At 63.4% G+C, this 20,648-nt stretch carries 17 protein-coding genes; 5 read left to right on the top strand and 12 right to left on the bottom strand.

All coding sequences use genetic code 11. From position 1 onward, the window contains the following. Positions 1-70 precede the first annotated feature (70 nt). From ACN5AZ_RS05075 to ACN5AZ_RS05050, 6 genes are all read right to left on the bottom strand, one after another. On the bottom strand, positions 71-709 hold the full coding sequence (locus ACN5AZ_RS05075) for a cell wall hydrolase (protein WP_419427775.1): 639 nt from the start codon (positions 707-709) through the stop codon (positions 71-73). 179 nt (positions 710-888) lie between these two features. Then, a complete protein-coding gene (locus ACN5AZ_RS05070) occupies positions 889-3,474 on the bottom strand; it encodes a putative PEP-binding protein (protein ID WP_419427774.1) in 2,586 nt (861 codons plus the stop codon). 123 nt (positions 3,475-3,597) lie between these two features. Continuing rightward, a complete protein-coding gene (gene glyS, locus ACN5AZ_RS05065; RefSeq protein WP_419427773.1) occupies positions 3,598-5,676 on the bottom strand; it encodes a glycine--tRNA ligase subunit beta in 2,079 nt (692 codons plus the stop codon). Positions 5,677-5,775: 99 nt separating this feature from the next. Beyond that, positions 5,776-6,639 (bottom strand): DUF1206 domain-containing protein, encoded by an 864-nt coding sequence (locus ACN5AZ_RS05060; protein WP_419427772.1) that lies wholly within the window; start codon positions 6,637-6,639, stop codon positions 5,776-5,778. 84 nt (positions 6,640-6,723) lie between these two features. Beyond that, the gene (locus ACN5AZ_RS05055) at positions 6,724-7,239 is read right to left on the bottom strand and encodes a DUF6446 family protein (RefSeq protein WP_419427771.1); all 516 of its coding nucleotides are present in this window, start codon (positions 7,237-7,239) and stop codon (positions 6,724-6,726) included. Further along, entirely contained in the window at positions 7,236-8,192 is a 957-nt protein-coding gene (locus ACN5AZ_RS05050; RefSeq protein WP_419427770.1) for a glycine--tRNA ligase subunit alpha, read from the bottom strand. Before ACN5AZ_RS05050 ends, ACN5AZ_RS05055 begins: the two co-directional genes overlap by 4 nt. Positions 8,193-8,342: 150 nt before the next feature. Here ACN5AZ_RS05050 and ACN5AZ_RS05045 point away from each other — a divergent pair, with 150 nt between their 5' ends. Further along, positions 8,343-10,190, top strand: coding sequence for a peptidoglycan-binding protein (locus ACN5AZ_RS05045; protein WP_419427769.1), 1,848 nt, complete (start codon positions 8,343-8,345; stop codon positions 10,188-10,190). A 48-nt stretch (positions 10,191-10,238) separates the two neighbouring features. Here the strand turns inward: ACN5AZ_RS05045 and ACN5AZ_RS05040 are convergent, their stop codons facing one another. Beyond that, positions 10,239-11,147 carry a DMT family transporter gene (locus ACN5AZ_RS05040; protein WP_419427768.1) on the bottom strand — a complete coding sequence of 303 codons (909 nt, stop codon included), beginning with the start codon at positions 11,145-11,147 and terminating at the stop codon, positions 10,239-10,241. A 100-nt stretch (positions 11,148-11,247) separates the two neighbouring features. After that, entirely contained in the window at positions 11,248-12,270 is a 1,023-nt protein-coding gene (gene ilvC, locus ACN5AZ_RS05035; protein WP_419427767.1) for a ketol-acid reductoisomerase, read from the bottom strand. A 147-nt stretch (positions 12,271-12,417) separates the two neighbouring features. Between ilvC and ACN5AZ_RS05030 the strand changes: the two genes are divergently transcribed. The 3 genes from ACN5AZ_RS05030 (at position 12,418) to ACN5AZ_RS05020 (ending at position 14,526) form a co-directional block, all read left to right on the top strand. Next, the gene (locus ACN5AZ_RS05030; protein WP_419427766.1) at positions 12,418-12,873 is read left to right on the top strand and encodes an Lrp/AsnC family transcriptional regulator; all 456 of its coding nucleotides are present in this window, start codon (positions 12,418-12,420) and stop codon (positions 12,871-12,873) included. Further along, positions 12,870-13,334, top strand: coding sequence for an Lrp/AsnC family transcriptional regulator (locus ACN5AZ_RS05025; protein WP_419427765.1), 465 nt, complete (start codon positions 12,870-12,872; stop codon positions 13,332-13,334). Before ACN5AZ_RS05030 ends, ACN5AZ_RS05025 begins: the two co-directional genes overlap by 4 nt. A gap of 64 nt (positions 13,335-13,398) precedes the next feature. Further along, entirely contained in the window at positions 13,399-14,526 is a 1,128-nt protein-coding gene (locus ACN5AZ_RS05020) for an aminotransferase class V-fold PLP-dependent enzyme (RefSeq protein WP_419427764.1), read from the top strand. 16 nt (positions 14,527-14,542) lie between these two features. Here the strand turns inward: ACN5AZ_RS05020 and ACN5AZ_RS05015 are convergent, their stop codons facing one another. After that, positions 14,543-15,736, bottom strand: coding sequence for a UbiH/UbiF family hydroxylase (locus tag ACN5AZ_RS05015; protein ID WP_419427763.1), 1,194 nt, complete (start codon positions 15,734-15,736; stop codon positions 14,543-14,545). Positions 15,737-15,803: 67 nt separating this feature from the next. Further along, on the bottom strand, positions 15,804-16,457 hold the full coding sequence (locus ACN5AZ_RS05010; RefSeq protein ID WP_419427762.1) for a pyrimidine 5'-nucleotidase: 654 nt from the start codon (positions 16,455-16,457) through the stop codon (positions 15,804-15,806). Between the two features lie 102 nt (positions 16,458-16,559). On the opposite strand from ACN5AZ_RS05010, the gene ACN5AZ_RS05005 reads away from it, so the two are divergent. After that, positions 16,560-17,207 (top strand): GntR family transcriptional regulator, encoded by a 648-nt coding sequence (locus ACN5AZ_RS05005; protein WP_419427761.1) that lies wholly within the window; start codon positions 16,560-16,562, stop codon positions 17,205-17,207. 1 nt (position 17,208) lies between these two features. Here the strand turns inward: ACN5AZ_RS05005 and ACN5AZ_RS05000 are convergent, their stop codons facing one another. Further along, the gene (locus ACN5AZ_RS05000; RefSeq protein WP_419427760.1) at positions 17,209-19,098 is read right to left on the bottom strand and encodes a glycosyltransferase family 2 protein; all 1,890 of its coding nucleotides are present in this window, start codon (positions 19,096-19,098) and stop codon (positions 17,209-17,211) included. A 295-nt stretch (positions 19,099-19,393) separates the two neighbouring features. Then, positions 19,394-20,536, bottom strand: a complete 1,143-nt coding sequence (gene carA, locus ACN5AZ_RS04995) for a glutamine-hydrolyzing carbamoyl-phosphate synthase small subunit (RefSeq protein WP_419427759.1) — start codon at positions 20,534-20,536, stop codon at positions 19,394-19,396. Positions 20,537-20,648 lie beyond the last annotated feature (112 nt).

Genomic DNA, 20,648 nt, shown 5'->3' with positions numbered 1-20,648 from the left:
ACAGGTCGAAAACGCCCTGACGTGGGCAGAAAGCGCACAGTTGGGCGCAAACTGCCTTGATTTGAACAGCTTAGCGTGGGTTTTTGTAGAACAGATGGTCGCCGATGCTTGCAGTGCGGGTAAAGGCAGAGGACCAATTGGGGCGCACGGCGGTGGTGTGGTAAAAGGTGGCGCCTTGGGTCAGCGGACGGGGCGCGCCGTCCAGCATCAGCCGGGCGACCTTGCCCACACGGGTCCAGCTGCGCGGCTCGTGGATGTTTTCGGGCTGGCCGTCACAGGTGTAGGTGAACTGGCAGGCGAATTTGCGACCCGTGCCCTGATTGACCACGCCACAGACAGAATTCGGAAAGCGCGAGGACGCCACGCGGTTCATGATGACCTCTGCCACGGCGAACAGGCCTTTGACGGTCTCGCCACGTGCTTCAAAGTAGAGCGCCTCGGACAGGCATTCCCATTCAGAGCCGCCGTGGGCCACGGGCTGCGCGGCCAGCCAGTTGCGGTCGTACTGGATGCGGCCCGCGCCGACGATTGCCCCGGCGGATACGGGCGTTACCAGCCCCTGAAGATGCTCGGGCGAGGTCCGCGCCAGCGCTTTGGTTTCCAGCGAAACCAGCGTTTGCGCTTTGCGCGCGGGGTCGGCATGGGCGGTCAGGGCAGGGGCGGCAAGCATGGCAGCAAAGCCAAAGGCACGAAGGACGTCACGAAACATAGCAGCGGTCTCTGTCAAGAAAAATCACGCTCTGAGCCGGCAGAAAGCGTCAGAACGGCGCGGTTTGTACAAAATTTGTGACAATCGGTAAACGTTGCCCGGGCAAATGTCTTGTTAAATTGGGCGTATATCCGCCCAAAGGTTGCTTTTACCCTGAAAAATGCTTTGACAGGCTATGCTTAGCGTTCATGCGTTTTTTGCATGGCGGCTTCGCGCAGCGCCAGTTGGGCGGCGGCAAGCCGGGCCACGGGCACGCGGAACGGCGAACAGCTGACGTAATCCATGCCGATCTCACGGCAGAAGGCGATAGATTCGGGGTCGCCACCATGTTCCCCGCACATCGACAGGGTCACGCCGGAATTTGCCGCCCGTCCACGCCGCACACCGGCGGCGACCAGCTCTCCGACACCGTCGATATCGAGCCGGTGGAACGGGTCCTCGGCAAAGACGCCTTGTTGGACGTAATCAGACATGAACCGCCCCGCATCGTCGCGCGACAGCCCATAAGTCATCTGCGTCAGATCGTTGGTCCCGAAGGAGAGGAACTGACAATGGGGGGCGATCTCGTCGGCGCGCAGGCAGGCGCGGGGGGTCTCTGCCATGACGCCCAGCCGGAAGGTAAAGCTGGCCCCGCGTTCGGCCCGCACGGCGGCGGCCACCGCATCAATCCGGGCGCGCAGCAGCTCCACCTCGCGTTTGGCGCTGACAAGCGGCAGCATGATCTCGGGCACCACGGGTGCGCCATCGCGCGAGGCGTCCAGCGTGGCCTCAAAGATCGCGCGGGCCTGCATGTCGTAGATTTCCGGCACCGTGATGCCCAGTCGCACGCCGCGCAGACCCAGCATCGGGTTGTATTCGGTCAGCGCCTCGACGCGGCGGGTCACATCGGACACCGGCAGATCCAGAGCCTCGGCCAGATCACGCAGACCGGCGCGGGTGTGCGGCAGGAACTCATGCAAGGGCGGATCGAACAGCCGGATGCAGACCGGCAGACCTTCCATGATGCGGAACAGCTCGGTGAAATCGGCGCGCTGCATGGGCAGCAACACCGCAAGCGCGGCCTGACGATCCTCTGGCGTGTCGGCAAAGATCATCTCGCGCATGGGGGTGATGCGCTCGCTATCAAAAAACATATGTTCCGTGCGGCATAGGCCGATGCCCTGCGCCATGAACCGGCGCGCCGTGGCCGCATCGGCGGGGGTGTCCGCATTGGCACGGATGCCGATGTCACGCGCCGCATCGGCCCAGCCCATCAGCGTTTGAAAGGCATCGTCCAGCGTGGCCTCGATGGTTTCGGGGCTGCCCAGCAACACCTCGCCCGAGGTGCCATCAAGGGTGATCACGTCGCCCTCGTGGAAGATGCGCCCGCGTTCCCCCACCAGCGTTTTCTGCTGCACCTGAAAGCCCATGCGGGCCGCGCCGACGACACAGGGCAGGCCAAGCCCACGCCCGATCACCGCCGCGTGGCTGGTCATGCCACCGCGTTCTGTCAGCACGCCAACGGCGGCGTGCATGCCGCGAATATCCTCCGGCGATGTTTCGCGGCGCACCAGAATGCAGGCCTCGCCCCGTGCGGCGCTGGCCTGCGCCTCTGCCGAGGAAAAGACGATCCGCCCCGTGGCTGCCCCTGGGCTGGCCGCGATCCCCCGTCCGATCACATCGCGTTCGGAGCCTGTGGCAATCTGGCGATGCAGCAGTTCCGACAGGGCGCGGGGTTCAATGCGCATCACAGCCTCGGGGCGGGAAATAATCCCGTCTTGGGCCAGACGCACCGCAATGCGCACAGCCGCGCGGGCCGAGCGTTCGACCCGCACGCCGTCCAGAATATGCACGGCCCCCTCACGAATCGTAAACTCGATCTGCATTTCCTCGCGCAGGCGTTGGCGCATGAGATCCGCATAGGCCAGCAGCTTGTCAAAGGCCTCGGGGGCCACGTCCTGCAGCGATGCCCCGCGCGGGTCGCGTTCCAGATACAGGCTGCGATGGCGTTGGCGCAGCGCGTCCCGCCCCTGACTTTGGCTGAGATACCGGCCAGTCAGCAGCGGCTGGCCGGTTTCCGAATTGACCAACTGCAACACGCCGGAGCCGCATTCGCCTCGCCCCAGACCCAGCGCCATTTCCTGCACCACAAGGCCCAGACCCGCATCCACCGGCGCGCCTTTGGCCTGTCGCAGTAGCCGTGCTGTCGTGCCTTCCCATGCGCGCGCCATGGACCGCAGCACCTCGCGCAGTTGCACGGCGGGGTCTTGGGGAAAAGGTTCCTCGGCCTCATCCTCATAGGCCAGCAAGGCTGTGCGCAAGCCAGCGCGGCCGGTGTCCTCGATCTCGTCGAATTGGTCGGGGTCAAGCCGCGCCACATGGATCGCATAAGCTTGCACAAACCGCAGATACAGGGCGGCGGCGGCCTCGTCCCCGATGTCGCGCGACAGGATCGCCAGCCGGTCGTCGTTCATCCCGATGTTGAGCACAGCGCTCGGGCCGCCCCAATCGGGATCCTCGGAGGAGGGGCGCACGCAGAGCAGGGCATTGCCGTCAAAGGACTGCAGCATCTGTGCAATGTCGGGCAATTGTCCGGCGGCAATCGCATGCACCGTATCAAAGGACAGTGCCACGGTGCGCGGCACGGGCAGATCCAACCGCACCAGACGCTGCAGGCATTTGGCCCGCCCGCCATGGGTGGGTGTCGCCATCTTGGCCGAAGGGGTGATCAGCGTCACGCCCGCGTTGGGATCGGGTATTTTCTGCACCGCAGCACCTGTCGTCATTCGCGCGGAGCATAGCGGGTGACACTGATGTGACAAGCTGTCCCTTTGCGCCCCTGAGGTGTGACACAAAAAATGCCGCACGACGGAATCGCGCGGCATTTTCCGATGGTGTCGGGCGGGGGCTTAGCCCTCGATCCGGGTCAGATCCGCGACCAGAAGACAGGTCTGACGGATGCGCGACAGCAGGTTCAGACGGTTGCGGCGCACGATCTGGTTGTCAGAGTTCACCTGAACCGCCTCGAAGAACGCATCAATCGGGGCGCGCAGGGTGGCCATTGCCTCCATCGCGGCGGCGAAATCCTCGGCCTTCATCGCGGGGGCGATTTTGGCGTCAGCCGCGTCCAGCGCGGCGAAGAGCGCGCGTTCCTCGTCCGTTTCGGCGAATTTCACATCCGCGCCAAAGGAGTATTCGACACCGTCGGCCGCCTCGGCCTGAGACAGGATATTGTTGGCGCGTTTGAAGCCTTGGACAAGGTTTTTGCCGTCCTCGGTGGCCATCACGGCGGCAAGCGCCTGTGCCCGTTTGACCAGCAAGGTCAGGTCATCGTTGCCGTCCATCGACAGGCAGGCGTCGATCACATCATGGCTGACGCCCTCGGCGCGCAGGTGAACCTTGAGACGGTCGTGGATGAAGGCGAGGAGGTCTGCCGCAACCGCATCGTCGTTGGCGCCATTGCCGGACAGGCCCGTGCGCAACATCTCGGTCAGGGCAATCCGCAAATCATTCGCTAGCACCAAGCGGATCACGCCCAAGGCCGCGCGGCGCAGGGCGAAGGGGTCTTTGGAGCCGGTCGGCTTTTCGTCGATGGCCCAGAACCCTGTCAGCGTGTCGAGCTTGTCGGCCAGCGCCACGGCGACGGACACCGGCGCGGTGGGCACGTCGTCGGACGGGCCCAGCGGCGAATAATGGGTTTGGCAGGCTTCGGCCACCGCATCGGGCAGACCCGCGGCCTGCGCGTAGTAGCGGCCCATAAGCCCCTGCAATTCGGGGAATTCGTAGACCATTTCCGACGAGAGATCGGCCTTGGCGACTTCGGCGGCCTGACGGGCCAGCGCGGGCTCCGCACCCACCTGCGGCGCGAGGGTCTCTGCCAGCGTGGCAATGCGGTCGATCCGCGCTTTCTGGCTGCCCAGCTTGTTGTGGAAGGTCACGTTCGACAGACGGTCCGTCCACGCGCCCAGACCTTCGGTCTTGGCCACGCGCAGGTCGTTTTCCCAAAAGAACTTGGCGTCCGACAGACGCGCTGCCAGCACCTTTTGGTTGCCCGCAAGGATGGTCGCGCCGTTGTCGGTGGTCTCCATATTGGCGACGGTGATGAATTTTTCGATCCGGCCGGTTTTCGGGTTCTTCACCGAAAAGAACTTCTGGTGCTCTTTCATCGAGGTTTGCAGCACCTCGGGCGGCAGGCCAAGGAAATCCTCGGCGATGTCGCCCATCAGCACCACGGGCCATTCCACCAGCCCTGCGACCTCGGCCAGAAGGCCTGCGTCTTCGACGACCTCCAGCCCTTGGGCAAAGGCCATGTTGGTGGCGTCGTTCCAGATGTGCTGGCGGCGTTCCTCGGCGGACAGGATCACATGCGCCTGTTTCAGCTTGGTGCTGTAGTCATCAAAGGAGGTGACATCAAAAGGCGTCGCGCCAAGGAAACGGTGCCCTTCGGTGGTGCGCCCCGATGTGATGCCGTCGATGTCCAGATCGACAACGCGCGCGCCTTCTTCATCTGTCAGGATGCACAGGATGCGGTGCAGCGGGCGGACCCAGCGCAAGCTACCCGCGCCCCAGCGCATGGATTTCGGCCACGGGAAACCGCGCACGGTCTGTTCCAGAACCTCCGCGATGATTTCCTCGGCAGGACGGCCCGGCGTCGTCACGGTGGCGAAATAGAACGCGCCTTTCTTTTCCTCACGCTCGACCAGCTGGTCACGGGTGACACCGGCGCCGCGCATGAACCCTTCGAGCGCCTTGTCCGGTGCGCTCACTTTGGGGCCGCGGCGTTCCTCTGTCAGGGTGGGGGACTGATCGGTCAGCCCCTCAACCGTCAGGGCCAGACGGCGCGGCGTGTGAAAGGCCGCCGCCGAGGCATAGGTCAGCCCGGCATCGACCAGACCGTCGGTCACCATTTTCTGAAGATCGGCTGCGGCCTTGGCCTGCATCCGTGCGGGGATTTCCTCGGAAAAGAGTTCGATCAGAAGGTCCGGCATCGTCTCACCACAGCTAAGCGCGCCAAATGCTGGCGCGCGTGTCTCGTTCGTTGCGGTGTCTATCGGTGAAGGCCCAAGGGGGCAAGGCCGCGTGCGCGATCAGGCGGTGGCGTCGCGCAGTTTGCCCTCGGCCTTGAGCTTGGCGCGGCGGGCCAGCGTCATCACATCGCCACCGTCAAAGCGGGGCAGGGTGCGATAGGTGCCTTCGACCGCGTTTTCCACGGCAAAGCCGATCAGGCCAAGACCCATGATGGCCAACAGGACACGCCCAAAGCTCATGGAGCGCAATTGATGCAGCGCCTCGCCCACGCCGCCGGCCTCGCTGGGGTTGGTGGTCATGGCGGCCACCAAGATGGACAGGCCGATCAGACCGACCACGATGCCTTCGGCGATGCAGCCGGCTTTCATCGCGGGGTCGAGCTTGCGTGTGGTGGGGGTGACGCGAATGTGTTTCTTGTAGCTCTCGGCCAAGCCTTTGCGGATGTAATAAGCGCCTGCACCGATGGTGATCACGCCGACCGCGCCCACAAGCCACGGGCCATAGGGCATCTGCATGATTTTCTGCGTGGCAGATTGTGCGCCGCCGCCTTGGCCGCCGCTGCCGCCACCCAACGCCGTGGCTGCGACTGATACGCCAATCGCGCCGTGGATCAGACCGGTGACACTCAGTCCGATGCGGGCGATCCAGCCCTTTGCCCCACGGCCGTAGTCATCAAGGTCAAGAAAAGCATCCACCAGCCGCCAAACCATATAGGCCAGCAGACCCAAGGCGATGGCCCAAAGCGCAACCACGCCGAAGGGCGCGCTGCGCAGATCGGCCAAGGCGTTTGTCGTGCCCTGCGCCTGACCGCCGCGAATGGCCGCCATAAAGGCAAGCCCGCCCACGATGGTATAGACGGCGGCGCGGGCGTAGTAGCCTGCGCGCATGACGGGGGTGACCCAAGACGGGGCTTGTTCGGACATCGGGGTTCTCCTGCTGCTTGCAGAAGAAGCGCGCGAACCCGTGGTCTGGTTCCACACAGCCTGTCCGTAAATGAAAGCATCGCCCTACTGCGCGGGGCAATCCTCGCCCAGCGGCGTGCCGTCATAGGCCTTGTCACCGCATTCATTGATCTCGTGCCAGACGTAGCCGCGCCCGTCGCCGGTGATGGCCACAACGCGGTCGATCCCGAATTCGATGTTGCGCTGGCCGGCAAAAACCACAGCATCGCCGCCTTCGATCTCGGCCCCGATGGCGTCCGCATCAAAGCAATCAAACCAACCCGGTGCGTTGCGCGGGGCCGCGTTCTCATAGATCTCGTAGGTTTCGGTCAGCATCGGCAGCGACATCGACGTGGTGAAACAGGCGCGATACCGGATCGGAGAGCTGCTGGCGTCGATGGCCTGGAAATCGTCGTAGAGGATCGGCTCGGCCGTGCCGGTGACCACATTGGTCAACATCACGTCTTGCGTTCCTGTGGCCTGCACACGGTCATAATAGTAGTAGATCTGCGAATAGTAGACCACCGCACCAAAGATCAAAGACACCGCCACAATCGCGATCACCAGTGCCTTGCCGCTCATGCCGGGGCCGCCTCGGCGGAGTGGCCGCCTGCTTCGGTCTGGACAAAGGCGTCTGCACACATCTTGGCCAGCGTGCGCACACGCCCGATATAGGCCTGACGCTCGGTGACCGAAATCACGCCGCGCGCGTCGAGCAGGTTGAACAGATGCGAGGCCTTGATGCACTGGTCATAGGCGGGATGCGCCATGATGATGCGCTTGCCGGTCTTGGGGTCGACATGTGCCTGATCCAGGATCGCGGCGCATTCCGCCTCTGCCTTTTCGAAGTCCTCGAACAGTTTTTCAGTGTTGGCCACGTCAAAGTTGTGACGCGAATATTCCTGTTCGGTCTGGCGGAAGACGTCGCCGTAGCGCAGCGCGATAGGCGACTGCGGATCGTTGAAGGGCATGTCCATCACGTGATCGACGCCAAGCACATACATGGCCAGCCGTTCCAGACCGTATGTCAGCTCGCCCGAGACGGGGTGGCAGTCATGGCCGCCGACCTGCTGGAAATAGGTGAACTGCGACACTTCCATACCGTCGCACCAGACCTCCCAGCCCAGACCCCAGGCACCCAGCGTCGGGCTTTCCCAGTCATCCTCGACAAAGCGCACGTCATGTTTGGTCATGTCGATGCCGATGGCCTCGAGGCTGCCCAGATACAGCGCCTGTAGATCCGGCGGCGAGGGTTTGATGATCACCTGATACTGGTAGTAATGCTGCAGACGGTTCGGGTTCTCGCCGTAGCGGCCATCGGTGGGACGGCGCGAGGGCTGCACATAGGCCGCGGCCCATGCGTTCGATCCCAGCGCGCGCAGCGTGGTGGCAGGGTGAAAGGTGCCAGCGCCCACTTCCATGTCATAGGGTTGCAGCACGGCGCAGCCCTTTCCGGCCCAATAGGTCTGCAAACGCAGGATGATTTCCTGAAAGGATTTGGGTTTGGGCAGGGTGGCGGATTGGCTGTCTGACATGTCTTGCTCCCTCGTGGGCGGTTGGCGACTGATTAGGCGGCAACAGGCGCGGGGTCAATCAGCGCGCAGGGTCATTTTCGCGTGCACGTCCCGCGACTTCTGTTAATACCTTTAGTGATTGCAAAGTTTTACCAGAGGTCCGAGCCGCATATGTCGACCCATTTGAAATCCGTTATTTTTGCCATGATGCTCGCCGGGCAGGGCGCTTTGGCGCAGACCGCGCCGGATCAGGAACAGTTCTATATTCAGGTCGAAGCGCGGACATCGCTGTCGGGGGCGCAGTCCTCGGTTCAGCGGTTTTCGCAGACATTGAACAATATCAACGGCTTCTCGCTGGGCGGTGGATGGTACGGCATCGCGGTTGGCCCCTTTGCCAGCCGTAATGAGGCCGAGGCATTCCTTGGCGAGATGGCCTTGTCCGGGGCGGTCCCGGCAGACAGCTACGTCGAAAGCAGCCGGGTCTACGGGCGACAGTTCTTTCCCATCGGCGCACAAACCGGCCAAGCCGCTACAGACACGGACGATCCGCTAGAGCAGCTGACCGCCGAGGCATTGGCCGCCCAGGCCGCCAACGCGGCTGAGGAGCAGGTCACGCCCGATCCGGTCGAAGCGCCCGCGATTGAGCCTGAGCCCGCAGCGGAACCCGCGCCCGTAGTAGAGCCCGCGCCGGTCGTGGACACGGAATCCCCACGAGAGGCGCGTGCCTCTGAACGGCTGTTGTCGCGTGACGAACGCGACGCCTTACAGGTCGCGCTGCAATGGGCCGGTTTCTACGCGGGCCGTATCGACGGGCAGTTCGGCGCAGGCACCCGCCGGTCCATGGCCGCATGGCAGCAGGCGCAGGGGCTAGAGGCCACCGGCGTTCTGACCACCATGCAGCGCGCGCAGCTTCTGGGTCAGTACAATGCGGTTCTGGACGGTTTGGGCATGCGCGACCGCGTAGACAACCGCGCAGGCATCGTCATGCAGATGCCTTTGGATGTCGTCGCCTTCGACCGCTACGAGGCACCCTTTGCGCTGTACGAGCCGACCACTGACCTAGAGGTGCGTGTGCTGCTGATCTCGCAGCCGGGCGATGCGCGCACGCTCAACGGGCTGTATGAAATCATGCAGACGCTGGAAATCGTCCCGCTGGAGGGTGAGCGCCAGCGCGATCAGCGCGGCTTTTTGTTGACCGGTGCCAATGACCGGATCGTGTCCCACACCGAGGTCGGGCTGCAAAACGGTCAGATCAAAGGGTTTACACTGATCTGGCCCGCCGGTGACGAGGAACGCCGTGGCCGTGTTCTGGCACTGATGCAGGACAGCTATCAACGGCTTGATGGCGTGCTGGACCCGGGCGAAGTGTCCGACAGCGGGCAGGCGGTCGATTTGGTATCGGGGCTGAAGGTGCGCACGCCCAAGGGCAATGGCTCGGGCTTCTTTGTCGACGGCAACGGCCATGTTCTGGCCTCCAGCGCCAGCGTGCAAAGCTGTGATCGGGTCACGCTGAACGGCACATATGATGCCGAGGTCGTGGCCAGCGATGCGGGTTTGGGCGTGGCCTTGCTGCGGCCCGTTGACCGTCTGTCCCCCCGTCGCGTGGCGCAGTTCACCACTGACACCCAGCGGTTGCAGTCCGAGGTCGCCGTGGCAGGCTTTAGCTTTGGCGGGGTTCTGACCGCGCCCACGCTGACCTTTGGCACGTTGGAGGACACCAAAGCGCTGGATGGCAACGAGGCGGTCAAACGGCTGGCTTTGAATGCCCTGCCCGGAGATGTGGGCGGTCCGGTGTTCGACGGGGGCGGTCATGTCATGGGGCTGCTTCTGCCCAAGGAAACCGAAGGGGGGCGCGTGCTGCCCGAGAATGTCAGCTTTGCCGCCAAGGGGGAGCTGATCCTCGACTTCCTGCGCGCAAACCGCGTTCAAGTGTCCGCAGGTCGTGGGGCAAGCGTTATGGCCCCTGAGGATATGACCGCGCTGGCGGCGGATATGACCGTGCTTGTCAGCTGCTGGTAATCGCCGCGCGTATCTAAACCAAAGGGCCCGCAAGGGCCCTTTTTGCTGTCAGCCTTTGCCAAATAGCCGCCGCAAGGCGCCCCATTGGCTCAGGAAAACCCCCGCCAATATCAGCGCTGTGGCAAGGATCAGAGAGGCGGGGACGCTCTCGCCCAGAAACACTGCCCCCAGCAGCACCGACCACAGCGGCACCATATAGTTGGTCAGGCTCATGAACACCGGCCCGGCAGAGCGCACGACCAGCACCCGCAACAGGTTCGCCGCCGCCGTGGGGATCAGCCCCAGAATGGCCAGAACCACAAGCGTGGTGCCATCGGGCAGGGGCGGGGTCCCTTCTTGCCAAAAGGCAACAGGCAGCACGAAACACGCCCCGATCAGCAAGGGAACCGCTGACAGGCCGATGGGGTCCACCGGCGGCATGCGACGCATGGTCACCGTGCTGGTGGCATAACAGCCCGCCGCGCCCAGACAGGCCAGACGGCCCAAATGCTCCATCGGATCCCCGCTGGAGGCAAACGCCTGTGGCCCGATCAGCACCACCACACCGGCAAACCCGACGGCAAAGCCCAGAAGGCGGCGTAGGGTCATGCGTTCTCCGGGCAAAAAGAAATGCGCCATGGGCAGCACGATCAGCGCCACCGCCGCCATGCTGACCCCGGCAAAGCCGGAGGTGACATATTGCAGCCCCCAGCTGAGCAACATGAAGGGCATCGCCGTCGACAACACGCCCACAGCACACAGCGCGCCCCAGGACCGTTGAGGCGTCAGGAACAGCCGCCCGCCCGATGCGCGCCAGACCACAAAGGTCAGCAGGGCCGCGAATGTGGTGCGTCCAGCGGCCACCCAGAAGGGGGGCAGCCCGCGCAGTGCCATATCGACGAAGATGAAAGTGGCGCCCCAGACAAACCCCAGAACGCCGACCATGGCCCAGCTTCGGGGCGTGATATCCGGTGTCATGGCGCGTGCCTATCCCCGACCCGCAGGCACCGCAATCCATCCGCAGACGCAAAAGGGCGCCCGTTGTGGGGCGCCCTTCGCAAACATCCTGAATTCAGGATCAGTTCTTTTCTTTGTCGACCATCTTGCCGGCAGAGATCCAGGGCATCATGCCACGCAGCTTGGCGCCGGTCTCTTCGATCATGTGCTCGTCGTTGGCGCGGCGCGATGCCTTCAGCGTGGGCTGGCCAACCGCGTTTTCCAGCATGAAGTCGCGGACGAATTTGCCCTGCTGGATGTCGGTCAGGACTTCTTTCATCGCTTTCTTGGTCTGCTCGTAGGGCAGGATGCGCGGGCCGGTGACGTACTGGCCGTACTCGGCGGTGTTGGAGATGGAGTAGTCCATGTTCGCGATGCCGCCTTCGTAGATCAGGTCCACGATCAGCTTCACCTCGTGCAGACATTCAAAGTACGCCATCTCCGGCGCATAGCCTGCTTCGACCAGTGTCTCGAAGCCGCAGCGGATCAGTTCGACCAGACCGCCACACAGAACCGCCTGCTCGCCGAAGAGGTCGGTTTCGCATTCTTCGCGGAAGTTGGTTTCGATGATGCCCGAGCGGCCGCCACCGATGGCCGAGCAGTAGGACAGGCCGATTTCCAGCGCCTTGCCGGTCGCGTCGGTGTCCACCGCCACGAGGCAGGGCACGCCGCCGCCTTTGGTGTATTCGCCACGCACGGTGTGGCCGGGGCCTTTGGGGGCCATCATGATGACGTCGACGCCTTCTTTGGGCTCGATCAGGCCGAAGTGCACGTTCAGGCCGTGAGCGAAGGCAATCGCCGCGCCGGGCTTGATGTTGTCGTGGACGTATTTCTTGTAGGTTTCCGCCTGCAGTTCGTCGGGCATGGTGAACATGATCACGTCACACCATGCGGCGGCTTCTGCGATGCCCATGACCTGCAGGCCTTCGGCTTCGGCCTTCTTGGCGGAGGCAGAGCCTTCGCGCAGAGCAACCACAAGGTTCTTGGCGCCGCTGTCGCGCAGGTTCAGCGCGTGTGCGTGGCCCTGCGAGCCATAGCCCAGAATGGCAACTTTCTTGTCCTTGATCAGGTTCACGTCGCAATCGCGGTCGTAATACACACGCATCGGTTTTCTCCTCTTGGGGCCGGTCCGGCCCGTTTGTTCATTGCCTGCAATTTAGGCGCGGGGAACGAGAGAGTGGTTGCAATATTTTGGTAATTTTGCGCATTAGGGGAGATATCATTCGTCAGATTGGATGTTGTCGGAGATTTCATGCTTGATGACACGGATCGGCGCATACTGCGCCACTACCAGACAGACCCCGATATGGCCGCCTCTGAACTGGCGAATCGTGCCGGGGTGACGGCGTCGACCCTGACGCGCCGGTTGGAACGCCTGCGTGACAAGGGGATCTTGCGCGGGGTCAGCGGTGTGATCAACTGGCCCGCCTTGGGCTGGGAGGTCGAGGTCTCGCTGCGGGTGACGTTGGACAAAACCCAATCGCGCGCCTTTGACGAATTCATCGCAGCAGCGCGCGACGTCCCCGAGGTGCTGGAGATCCAGACCTTTCTGGGCCAGACCGATGTGCGTCTGGCGGTGATCGCACGGGATATGGCGCATTATCAGCAGCTATATCGGGACCGCCTGCTGAGCCTGCCACATATCAATGACATCGAGGCGCTGATGCATGTGGCCCGCGTCAAGGACACGGAGGCGCTGCCGCTATGATCACGCTGGACGACACCGACCGTGCGCTGATCCGCGCGCTGGCACAGGATGCCGGCGCATCGGCAGGGGCCTTGGGCCGGGACCTCGGGCTGTCCCAACCCGCCTGCTGGCGACGGATCAAGCGGCTGCGTGATGCGGGCGTGTTTCGCGAATCGCGGCTGGATGTGGATACCGAGGCGCTGGGCTTCGGGGTCACCGTCTTTCTGGGCGTGAAACTGGCCACCAAGGGCCGCGTCAGCCTTGAGGATTTCGAGCGCGCGGTCTCTGCTATCCCGGAGGTGCAGATCGTCGAGCATGTCTTGGGCCTGTTTGATTACCGCCTGCGCGTGGTCGCCCGCGACATCCCAGATTTCGAACGGGTGCTGCGGCGCCGGATCATGACCCTGCCGGGGGTGGGCAACCTTGAGGCCAATGTCATGCTGTCCGAGGAACGGCGCGCCGGACCGATCGATTTGATCTGATCCTATGCCTTTGCCATGGGGCGCCTGCTGGGGTAGGTCGATGCCCAAAGAAGGAGGACACCGCATGTCTGCTTTGCTCGAAACCGTTGACCCAAACGGGTTGGAAGAATTCTCTGTCGTCTTTACCGACCGTTCGCTGAACCACATGTCCGCCGCGTTCCAGACCGTGATGCGCGACATCTCGGAAATGCTGCGCGAGGTCTATGCCGCACAGGCCGTGGCCGTGGTCCCCGGCGGCGGCTCCTACGGGATGGAAGCGGTCGCCCGCCAGTTCGGTCAGGGGGCCGATGTTCTGGTCGTGCGCAATGGCTGGTTCTCCTACCGTTGGTCGCAGATATTCGAGGCAGGGAATTTCGGCGGCACCACCACGGTGATGAAGGCGCGCCAGACCGGCAATGCGCCCGACGCGCCGTTCCAGCCCGCCCCGATCGAAGAGGTCGAGGCCAAAATCGCCGAGACCCGCCCGGCCATCGTCTTTGCCCCGCATGTGGAAACCTCTGCCGGGATGATCCTGCCCGACGACTATATCAAACGTCTGTCAGCGGCGGCGCATAAGGTCGGCGCGCTGATGGTTCTCGATTGCATCGCGTCGGGCTGTGTCTGGGTCGATATGGCGGAAACCGGCGTGGATGTTCTGATTTCCGCCCCGCAAAAGGGGTGGTCCTCGACGCCTTGTGCCGGTCTGGTGATGATGTCGGAGCGTGCGCTTGCGCGGCTCGACGAGACCACATCGGACAGTTTCGCTGTCGATCTCAAGAAATGGCGCCAGATCATGGTCGCCTATGAGGACGGCGGCCATGCCTATCACGCGACCATGCCCACCGACGGGCTGCGGGATTTCCGCGACGCCATGGCCGAAACCCGCGACTATGGTTTTACCCGCCTGAAAGAGGCGCAATGGGCCTTGGGCAACGGCGTGCGCGAGTTGTTCGCCGCAAAGGGTGTCAAAAGCGTCGCAGCCGATGGCTTTGCCGCGCCGGGCGTTGTGGTGTGCTACACCGATGATCCGGAGGTGAAATCGGGCAAGGCCTTTGCCGCCAAGGGCATGCAGATCGCCGCGGGCGTCCCGCTTGCGGTGGATGAGCCTGAGGGCTTTTCGACCTTCCGCATCGGGCTGTTCGGTCTGGACAAGCTGTATGATGTGGACGGCACAATCGCGCGGCTCAAGGCCGTGGTTGATCAAGTCCTGTGACCCAGCGGGCGCGGGGTCAATCCCCCGCGCCAAGCCCCAGTTTCATCAAGGAACGGCGCACAGGCGCCATCGCGTACAGCGCATCCAGCCCCTTGGCGCGCATGTCCCGCAAGGGTTGGCTCGACATCTGACTGATGCGGTTGAGCGCGGATATCCCCGCCACACGGGCGCGGATATCCGCGTGGCGCGCCCGCGCGTAAGCGTCCAGCATGGCGGCATCGCCCAAGCTAACCGGCGATGCCACCGCAAGATCCCGCAACGTGGCCATATCCTTGAGGCTCATGTTCAACCCCTGCGCCCCGATGGGTGGGACCACATGGGCGGCTTCTGCCACCAGCGCCAGCCGCTGGCCGGTCAGATGTTCCGCCTCCTGTGCAATAATGGGCCAGATTGTCCGGCGCGAGGCCAGCTTGAGCGGTCCAAGGACGTGACATGCGCGCTCGGACATCTCTGCCTCAAAGGCGTCCTCTGTCAGGCGCATGCGCTGCGTCGATTTGGGGCCGTCATCCATCCAGACCACCGCAGAGGATGGCATCCCGTCATGGTCGGGCAGGGGGACCAGCGTGAAGGGACCGCCGGTGCGGTGGATCTCGGTCGAGACATTGTTGTGCGGGATCGGATGGGTGACCGCAAAGGCCAGCGCCTTTTGTCCAAAGCGCGTGGTGCGCACGCCGATCCCGGCGGCCTGCCGCATGGGCGAGTTCCGCCCATCCGCTGCAATCACCAACCGCGTGGTGACACGGCTGCCATCGGAGAGCGAGACGCGGGCCTCGCCCTCGCGGGTGAACAGCGCGGTGGTGGCCGTGCCGGGGCGGAAATCCACGCCCGCGAGATCGCCAAGCTGAGCAGCCATTTCCCGCCGCAGCAGCCAGTTCGGCAGGTTCCACCCGAAGGGCTTGTCGGAGATATCGCCGCTGTCGAAATCCTTGGTCACGCGCGGCTCAGGCTCGGGGCCGCCCGCATCAACGATACGCATCGTCTGCAGTGGCGTGGCATGATCCGCCAGCCGCGCCCACAGCCCGATGTCCGCAAGAAACCCTTGCGCCGGTTGCAAAAACGCGGTGCTGCGCAGGTCCGATCCATCCGCGTCGCGGTCGGTCACCGGCGGGGCAGGATCCACCACCAGCGTCGAAAATCCCGCTTGGGCAAAGGCGGCCGCTGCGGTCAGTCCGGCGATGCCCCCGCCCGAGATCGTGATGTCATAATCCATGATCGCTCTCCTTGCGGGGATATGTAGGGCGCGGTGGTGGCGGGGGAAATGCGACGCCTTGGCAGGTCTACAGCCCTAGACGCGTCAGCACCCGCCCGAGGAAATCGCTCAGATCACTGGTGTGGTGATGGATATGAGGCGCCGGGGCGGGTTCGGGGGCGACATGCACCGTGACCATACCGCGTTCGTGGGGCACCGCCAGATTGCGCGGGTCATCCTCGAACATCACAGCAGTGTCTGGCGCAACGCCTGCAAGGTCAAAGATCCGGTCATAGGACTGCGCCTGCGGTTTGGGCACGTAGGCCGCGCTTTCGACCCCGTAGATCGCGTCAAACGCTGCGGCCAGACCGCGCGCTTCCAGCACTTTGGCCGCGTAAGGGGCGCTGCCATTGGTGTAGACGATGCGGCGGCCGGGCAGCTTGGCAATCTGCTGCGCCAGATATGGATCGGCCTCGAGCACGTCAAACGAGATGTCATGCACCTCTTCCATATAGGCGTCGGGATCGATGCCGTGGTTTTTCATCAGACCGGCCAGCGTGGTGCCGTGCTCCATCCAGTAGAGCTGGCGCAGGTGGTCGGCCTCGGCGGCATTGACCCCTGCGGCCCGCATCACATAGCGGGTCATCTTGGCCTCGATCTGGTCAAAGAGCCGCATATGCGGCGGATAAAGCGTGTTGTCGAGGTCAAAGACCCATGTGCGCAGGCGATCAAATTGTTCCATATCAGCGATATAGGCCACGTTGTGCGGGATGCGCAATTGATCGCGGGTTGTCGTCGGGGGATTTGACAGGCTAACCTCGGGCGCGTCGAACAAGGAGACCGCATGGCCCAGCCGAAGCCCCCCCAGAAGGATGCCTATGCGCTGATCCTCGAAGCGATTGATTCCGGCACATACCGACCGGGGGACCGTCTGGTTGAAAGCGAGCTGGCCGACAGGTTCGGGGTCTCTCGGACGCCGATCCGCGAGGCGCTGCAGCGGCTTGAAACCCAAAGCCTGCTGGCGCGCGACGGGCGATCGCTGATCGTGGCCTCCCTTGATCACAACCAGATGGCCGAGCTTTATGCGGTCCGTACCGAGCTGGAAGGGCTGGCCGCGCGACTGGCGGCGCGTCACGCCACCGAAGAAGAGGTGCGCGTTCTGCATGACATGGTCGAAGACGACCGCGCCTTGATGGACGATCCCGCAGAGCTGGCCCGTGCCAACCGACGCTTTCACAAGATGATCCATCTCGCGTCGCACAACCGCTTTCTGGTGCAACAGCTGGACCTTGTGCACCGCTCCATGGCGCTGATGGCCACCACATCGCTGGCCGCCGAAGGGCGCGGCGAGAACGCGCTGGCAGAACATCAGGCCATCGTCGATGCCATCGCCGCCCGCAATGAGGATGCCGCCTATCAGGCACTGCGGGATCATATCTCGGTGGCGTTTGTGACGCGGCTGAAACAGGACACGCGCGAGACACTGGGCTGATCTACAAATGGGTGTCCGGCGGCAGGTCGGCCCTGACATGGTCGGGGGCAGAATGGCCGTGTTCGGTTTTGTCCCAGTAGAACGGGCTGTGCAGCGTTTCCCACAGAGCCTTGTAGATGGCGGCGGTGCCCAGCGGGAAATAGGCGAACAATGTCGGCACCCAGTGATACAGCCGCGCATGCGGGCTGCGCGCCAGCGCCGCCACCCCAAGGATAAATGTGCATGCCTCTGCCGACAGGAAAATGCCGGTCAGCCACAGGATCGCGGTGCGCGTCAGGTAGGGGTCCAGCGGATGCGGCCAGCCTGCGACAATCAGCCAGAATGACCACAGCACCGGCGCCAGCGCGAACTGCAACAGGGTTCCCAGCAACAGCACCTGCAACCCGAAAAAGCGTTTCGGCCCAAGATCGCGCCACAGGGCGCGCGGCCTGCGGCTGTGGACCCACCACGTGATGCCGTACCCCTTGAGCCAGCGTGAGCGTTGTTTGACCCACGGCCAGAACCTGTTGTTGGCTTCTTCGCGGGTGACCGACCGGATCAGCTCTGTTTTCCAGCCTTTGCGCGCCAGCCGCATGCCCAGATCTGCGTCTTCGGTGACGTTGTGGGCGTCCCAGCCCTTGACCTGTTCAATGGCCTCGCGGCGGAAAAACACTGTGGTTCCGCCAAGCGGCACGGCAAATCCCATGCGTGCCAATCCCGGTAAAAGGATGCGGAACCAGCTGGCGTATTCAATGGTAAAACAGCGCGATAGCCAGTTGGCGCATGGATTGTAGAAGTCGAGTATCCCCTGAACACAGCCCACATCAGGGGCCGCGCGGTCGAAATGCGCCACCACCTGTTCGATCTGATCGGGGGCGGGCGCGTCCTCGGCGTCATAGATCCCGACGATCCGCCCACGGGTGAAATGAAATGCATAGTTCAGCGCGCGTGGCTTGGTCTGAATGCTGCCCGGTGGGACCGTGATGCGCCGCATCCATGGGGGCAAAGTGGTGCGGCGCAGCGTCTCTCGGGTGGTGTCATCAGTGGCCTCGAGCACCAGAACCACGTCCAGAAGCGCCTTGGGGTAGGTCAGCCGGGACAAGCGCGCCACGAGGGTCGAGGCGATCTCATGCTCGCGGAACAGTGGCACCATGATCGACACGATGGGCGCTGTGCGGGGCAGGCGGGCAACTTGGCGATCTTGGCGGCGCGGGGCGGCAACAAAGGCCGCCACCTTCATGATCTGCCCGATGATCAGCGAGGTCAGCGCCAAGGCCAGCGCGCAGGCGAAAAACAGGCGCGGCTCTGCGATCAGGACGGCAATCGCGCCCATGCCACATAGAACGGCAAAGCCTGTGGCGCGCGGGCTGGCAGTGTTGAGATCACGACAGCTTTCGTCATCGGGCACCCAGTGTTCCGCCGCATGGGCCAAGGCATCGCCGTGGCGGGCGCCGATCTCGGCATGAATGTCCGCTTCCAAGGCAAGCGCCATCATCACCGGCCCGATATCGGGTGGCAGAAGTGGCACAATCTGATCGTAGGCTTCCGGTCTGGACGTCGCCAGCACCAGCGTATCGCCCACCCGCAGCCAAGGCAGAACCCCATGCTGAAGACAGAATGCCGCCGGCAGCAGTCGGGCCAGATCCGGCGCAGGCGGCGTTGTCTCGCGGTCCAAGACCATGACCCCGAAATGCTGGGCCTGCGCCAACAGCACATCCTTGGGCGAGGCCAGCGCCTCCGCCTCGACCACGCGGGCGAGCGGTTGGTTGATGCGATGCGCCTCTGCCATAGCGCCCAGCATCACGCGCGGGCTGCTTTTGCGGTTTTCGATCAGAATATGGCTTACCGGCTGCCCGCGATGATCGCGCAGCGGGGCTCTGTCATCTTCGAAAGGTGGGGCAAGCTGTGGCATCTGAATCCTCACGATGCCTTATGGTGCGCCCTGTGGCTTAATGCACAGTTAACCGATTTGAAACGAAGCGGGAACGGGCGCGTGTTTTTTGAAGGTTACCAGTTGGTTAACGGCAGTCAGCAAGGCTGGGGCATCCGGTCGAGGGATAGATTAAGAACGAAATGCAGCTTTTGCGGGAGATGCGCCGCAATGCTCCCGTTAAATGTGCTGCCATTGAGTGGTGACCTATTGGCGACTCGGTTAACAAAACGAAAAAGCGCCCCGAAGGGCGCTTTGTCCAGCGGTCTGAAGCGGATCACATCGACGCGGCGAAACGCTCGAACAGGTAGAAGCTGTCCTGCGGGCCGGGGCTTGCCTCGGGGTGGTGCTGGACAGAGAAGACCGGACGATCCTGCATGCGGATGCCACAGTTGGAGCCGTCGAACAGCGACACATGGGTTTCCATCACGCCGGTGGGCAGTGACTGCCCGTCAACGGCGAACCCGTGGTTCATCGACGTGATCTCGACCTTGCCGCTTTCGACGTCTTTCACCGGGTGGTTCGCGCCGTGGTGGCCGTGGTTCATCTTGATGGTCCGCGCGCCAAGCGCCAGCGCCAGCATCTGGTGCCCTAAACAAATGCCAAAGATCGGCAGTTCGGTTTTGTCCAGCAGGCCCTGAATCATCGGCACGGCATAAGCGCCCGTTGCCGCAGGGTCGCCGGGGCCGTTGGACAGGAACACGCCATCGGGATTATGTGCCATCACGTCGTCATAGGTCGCCGAAGCGGGCAGGACGGTGACGTCACACCCCGCCGACGCGAGGCAGCGCAGAATGTTGCGTTTCGCGCCGTAGTCGATGGCCACGACCTTGTGTTTTGCGTCGGTCTGGCGGGGGTAACCCTCGGGCCAAGCCCACCGCATCTCGTCCCAGCGGTAGCTTTGCGCGCAGGTCACGTCTTTGGCCAGATCCAGACCTTCAAGACCCGAGAACCCACGGGCTGCGGCGACCAGCGCCTCGATATCGAATTTGCCTTCGGGATCATGGGCCAGTGCCACGTGCGGGGCACCGGACTGGCGGATCGCGCGGGTCAGGCGACGGGTGTCGATGCCACCGATGGCGATGCGGCCGCGTGCCGACAACCAATCAGACAGGCCCTGCACGGACCGCCAGTTCGACGGCGTGGTGGGCATCCATTTCACCACCATGCCGGCAGCGACGGGATCGCCGGTTTCATCGTCTTCGGGGTTTACCCCGACGTTGCCCACATGCGGGAAGGTAAAGGTCACGATCTGCCCGGCATAAGACGGGTCGGTCATGATTTCCTGATAGCCCGTCATGGCGGTGTTAAAGCACAGCTCGGCGGTGACTTGGCCCGTGGCGCCAAAACCATGGCCGTAGAACAAAGTCCCATCGGCAAGAGCAAGACAGGCGGTGGGCGCGGACTTGGCGGCAGACATGGGCGACTCCGGTGGCTGATGGGCAAACGCGGCGGAACCTAATCCGGCAGGCATCCACGGTCAAGGGGCTGTGGTTGTTTTAAAATATACAACTATATCAGTTGGTTGGTGA

Source organism: Sagittula sp. SSi028, from assembly GCF_048553715.1.
Classification (GTDB): Bacteria; Pseudomonadota; Alphaproteobacteria; order Rhodobacterales; family Rhodobacteraceae; genus Sagittula.
Note: the sequence above shows the minus strand (reverse complement) of the source record. Positions and strands in the feature narration are given on the sequence as shown.

What these genes read in the sequence shown, in the direction of transcription:
- ACN5AZ_RS05055 (WP_419427771.1), bottom strand. Translation starts at nt 7,239, where the DNA reads ATGAGCGGCAAGGCACTGGTGATCGCGATTGTGGCGGTGTCTTTGATC.
- ACN5AZ_RS05040 (WP_419427768.1), bottom strand. Translation starts at nt 11,147, where the DNA reads ATGACACCGGATATCACGCCCCGAAGCTGGGCCATGGTCGGCGTTCTG.
- ACN5AZ_RS05010 (WP_419427762.1), bottom strand. Translation starts at nt 16,457, where the DNA reads ATGGAACAATTTGATCGCCTGCGCACATGGGTCTTTGACCTCGACAAC.
- carA (WP_419427759.1), bottom strand. Translation starts at nt 20,536, where the DNA reads ATGTCTGCCGCCAAGTCCGCGCCCACCGCCTGTCTTGCTCTTGCCGAT.
- ACN5AZ_RS05020 (WP_419427764.1), top strand. Translation starts at nt 13,399, where the DNA reads ATGTCTGCTTTGCTCGAAACCGTTGACCCAAACGGGTTGGAAGAATTC.
- ACN5AZ_RS05000 (WP_419427760.1), bottom strand. Translation starts at nt 19,098, where the DNA reads ATGCCACAGCTTGCCCCACCTTTCGAAGATGACAGAGCCCCGCTGCGC.
- ACN5AZ_RS05015 (WP_419427763.1), bottom strand. Translation starts at nt 15,736, where the DNA reads ATGGATTATGACATCACGATCTCGGGCGGGGGCATCGCCGGACTGACC.
- glyS (WP_419427773.1), bottom strand. Translation starts at nt 5,676, where the DNA reads ATGCCGGACCTTCTGATCGAACTCTTTTCCGAGGAAATCCCCGCACGG.
- ACN5AZ_RS05050 (WP_419427770.1), bottom strand. Translation starts at nt 8,192, where the DNA reads ATGTCAGACAGCCAATCCGCCACCCTGCCCAAACCCAAATCCTTTCAG.
- ACN5AZ_RS05045 (WP_419427769.1), top strand. Translation starts at nt 8,343, where the DNA reads ATGTCGACCCATTTGAAATCCGTTATTTTTGCCATGATGCTCGCCGGG.
- ACN5AZ_RS05070 (WP_419427774.1), bottom strand. Translation starts at nt 3,474, where the DNA reads ATGACGACAGGTGCTGCGGTGCAGAAAATACCCGATCCCAACGCGGGC.
- ACN5AZ_RS05060 (WP_419427772.1), bottom strand. Translation starts at nt 6,639, where the DNA reads ATGTCCGAACAAGCCCCGTCTTGGGTCACCCCCGTCATGCGCGCAGGC.
- ACN5AZ_RS05005 (WP_419427761.1), top strand. Translation starts at nt 16,560, where the DNA reads ATGGCCCAGCCGAAGCCCCCCCAGAAGGATGCCTATGCGCTGATCCTC.
- ilvC (WP_419427767.1), bottom strand. Translation starts at nt 12,270, where the DNA reads ATGCGTGTGTATTACGACCGCGATTGCGACGTGAACCTGATCAAGGAC.
- ACN5AZ_RS05075 (WP_419427775.1), bottom strand. Translation starts at nt 709, where the DNA reads ATGTTTCGTGACGTCCTTCGTGCCTTTGGCTTTGCTGCCATGCTTGCC.
- ACN5AZ_RS05030 (WP_419427766.1), top strand. Translation starts at nt 12,418, where the DNA reads ATGCTTGATGACACGGATCGGCGCATACTGCGCCACTACCAGACAGAC.
- ACN5AZ_RS05025 (WP_419427765.1), top strand. Translation starts at nt 12,870, where the DNA reads ATGATCACGCTGGACGACACCGACCGTGCGCTGATCCGCGCGCTGGCA.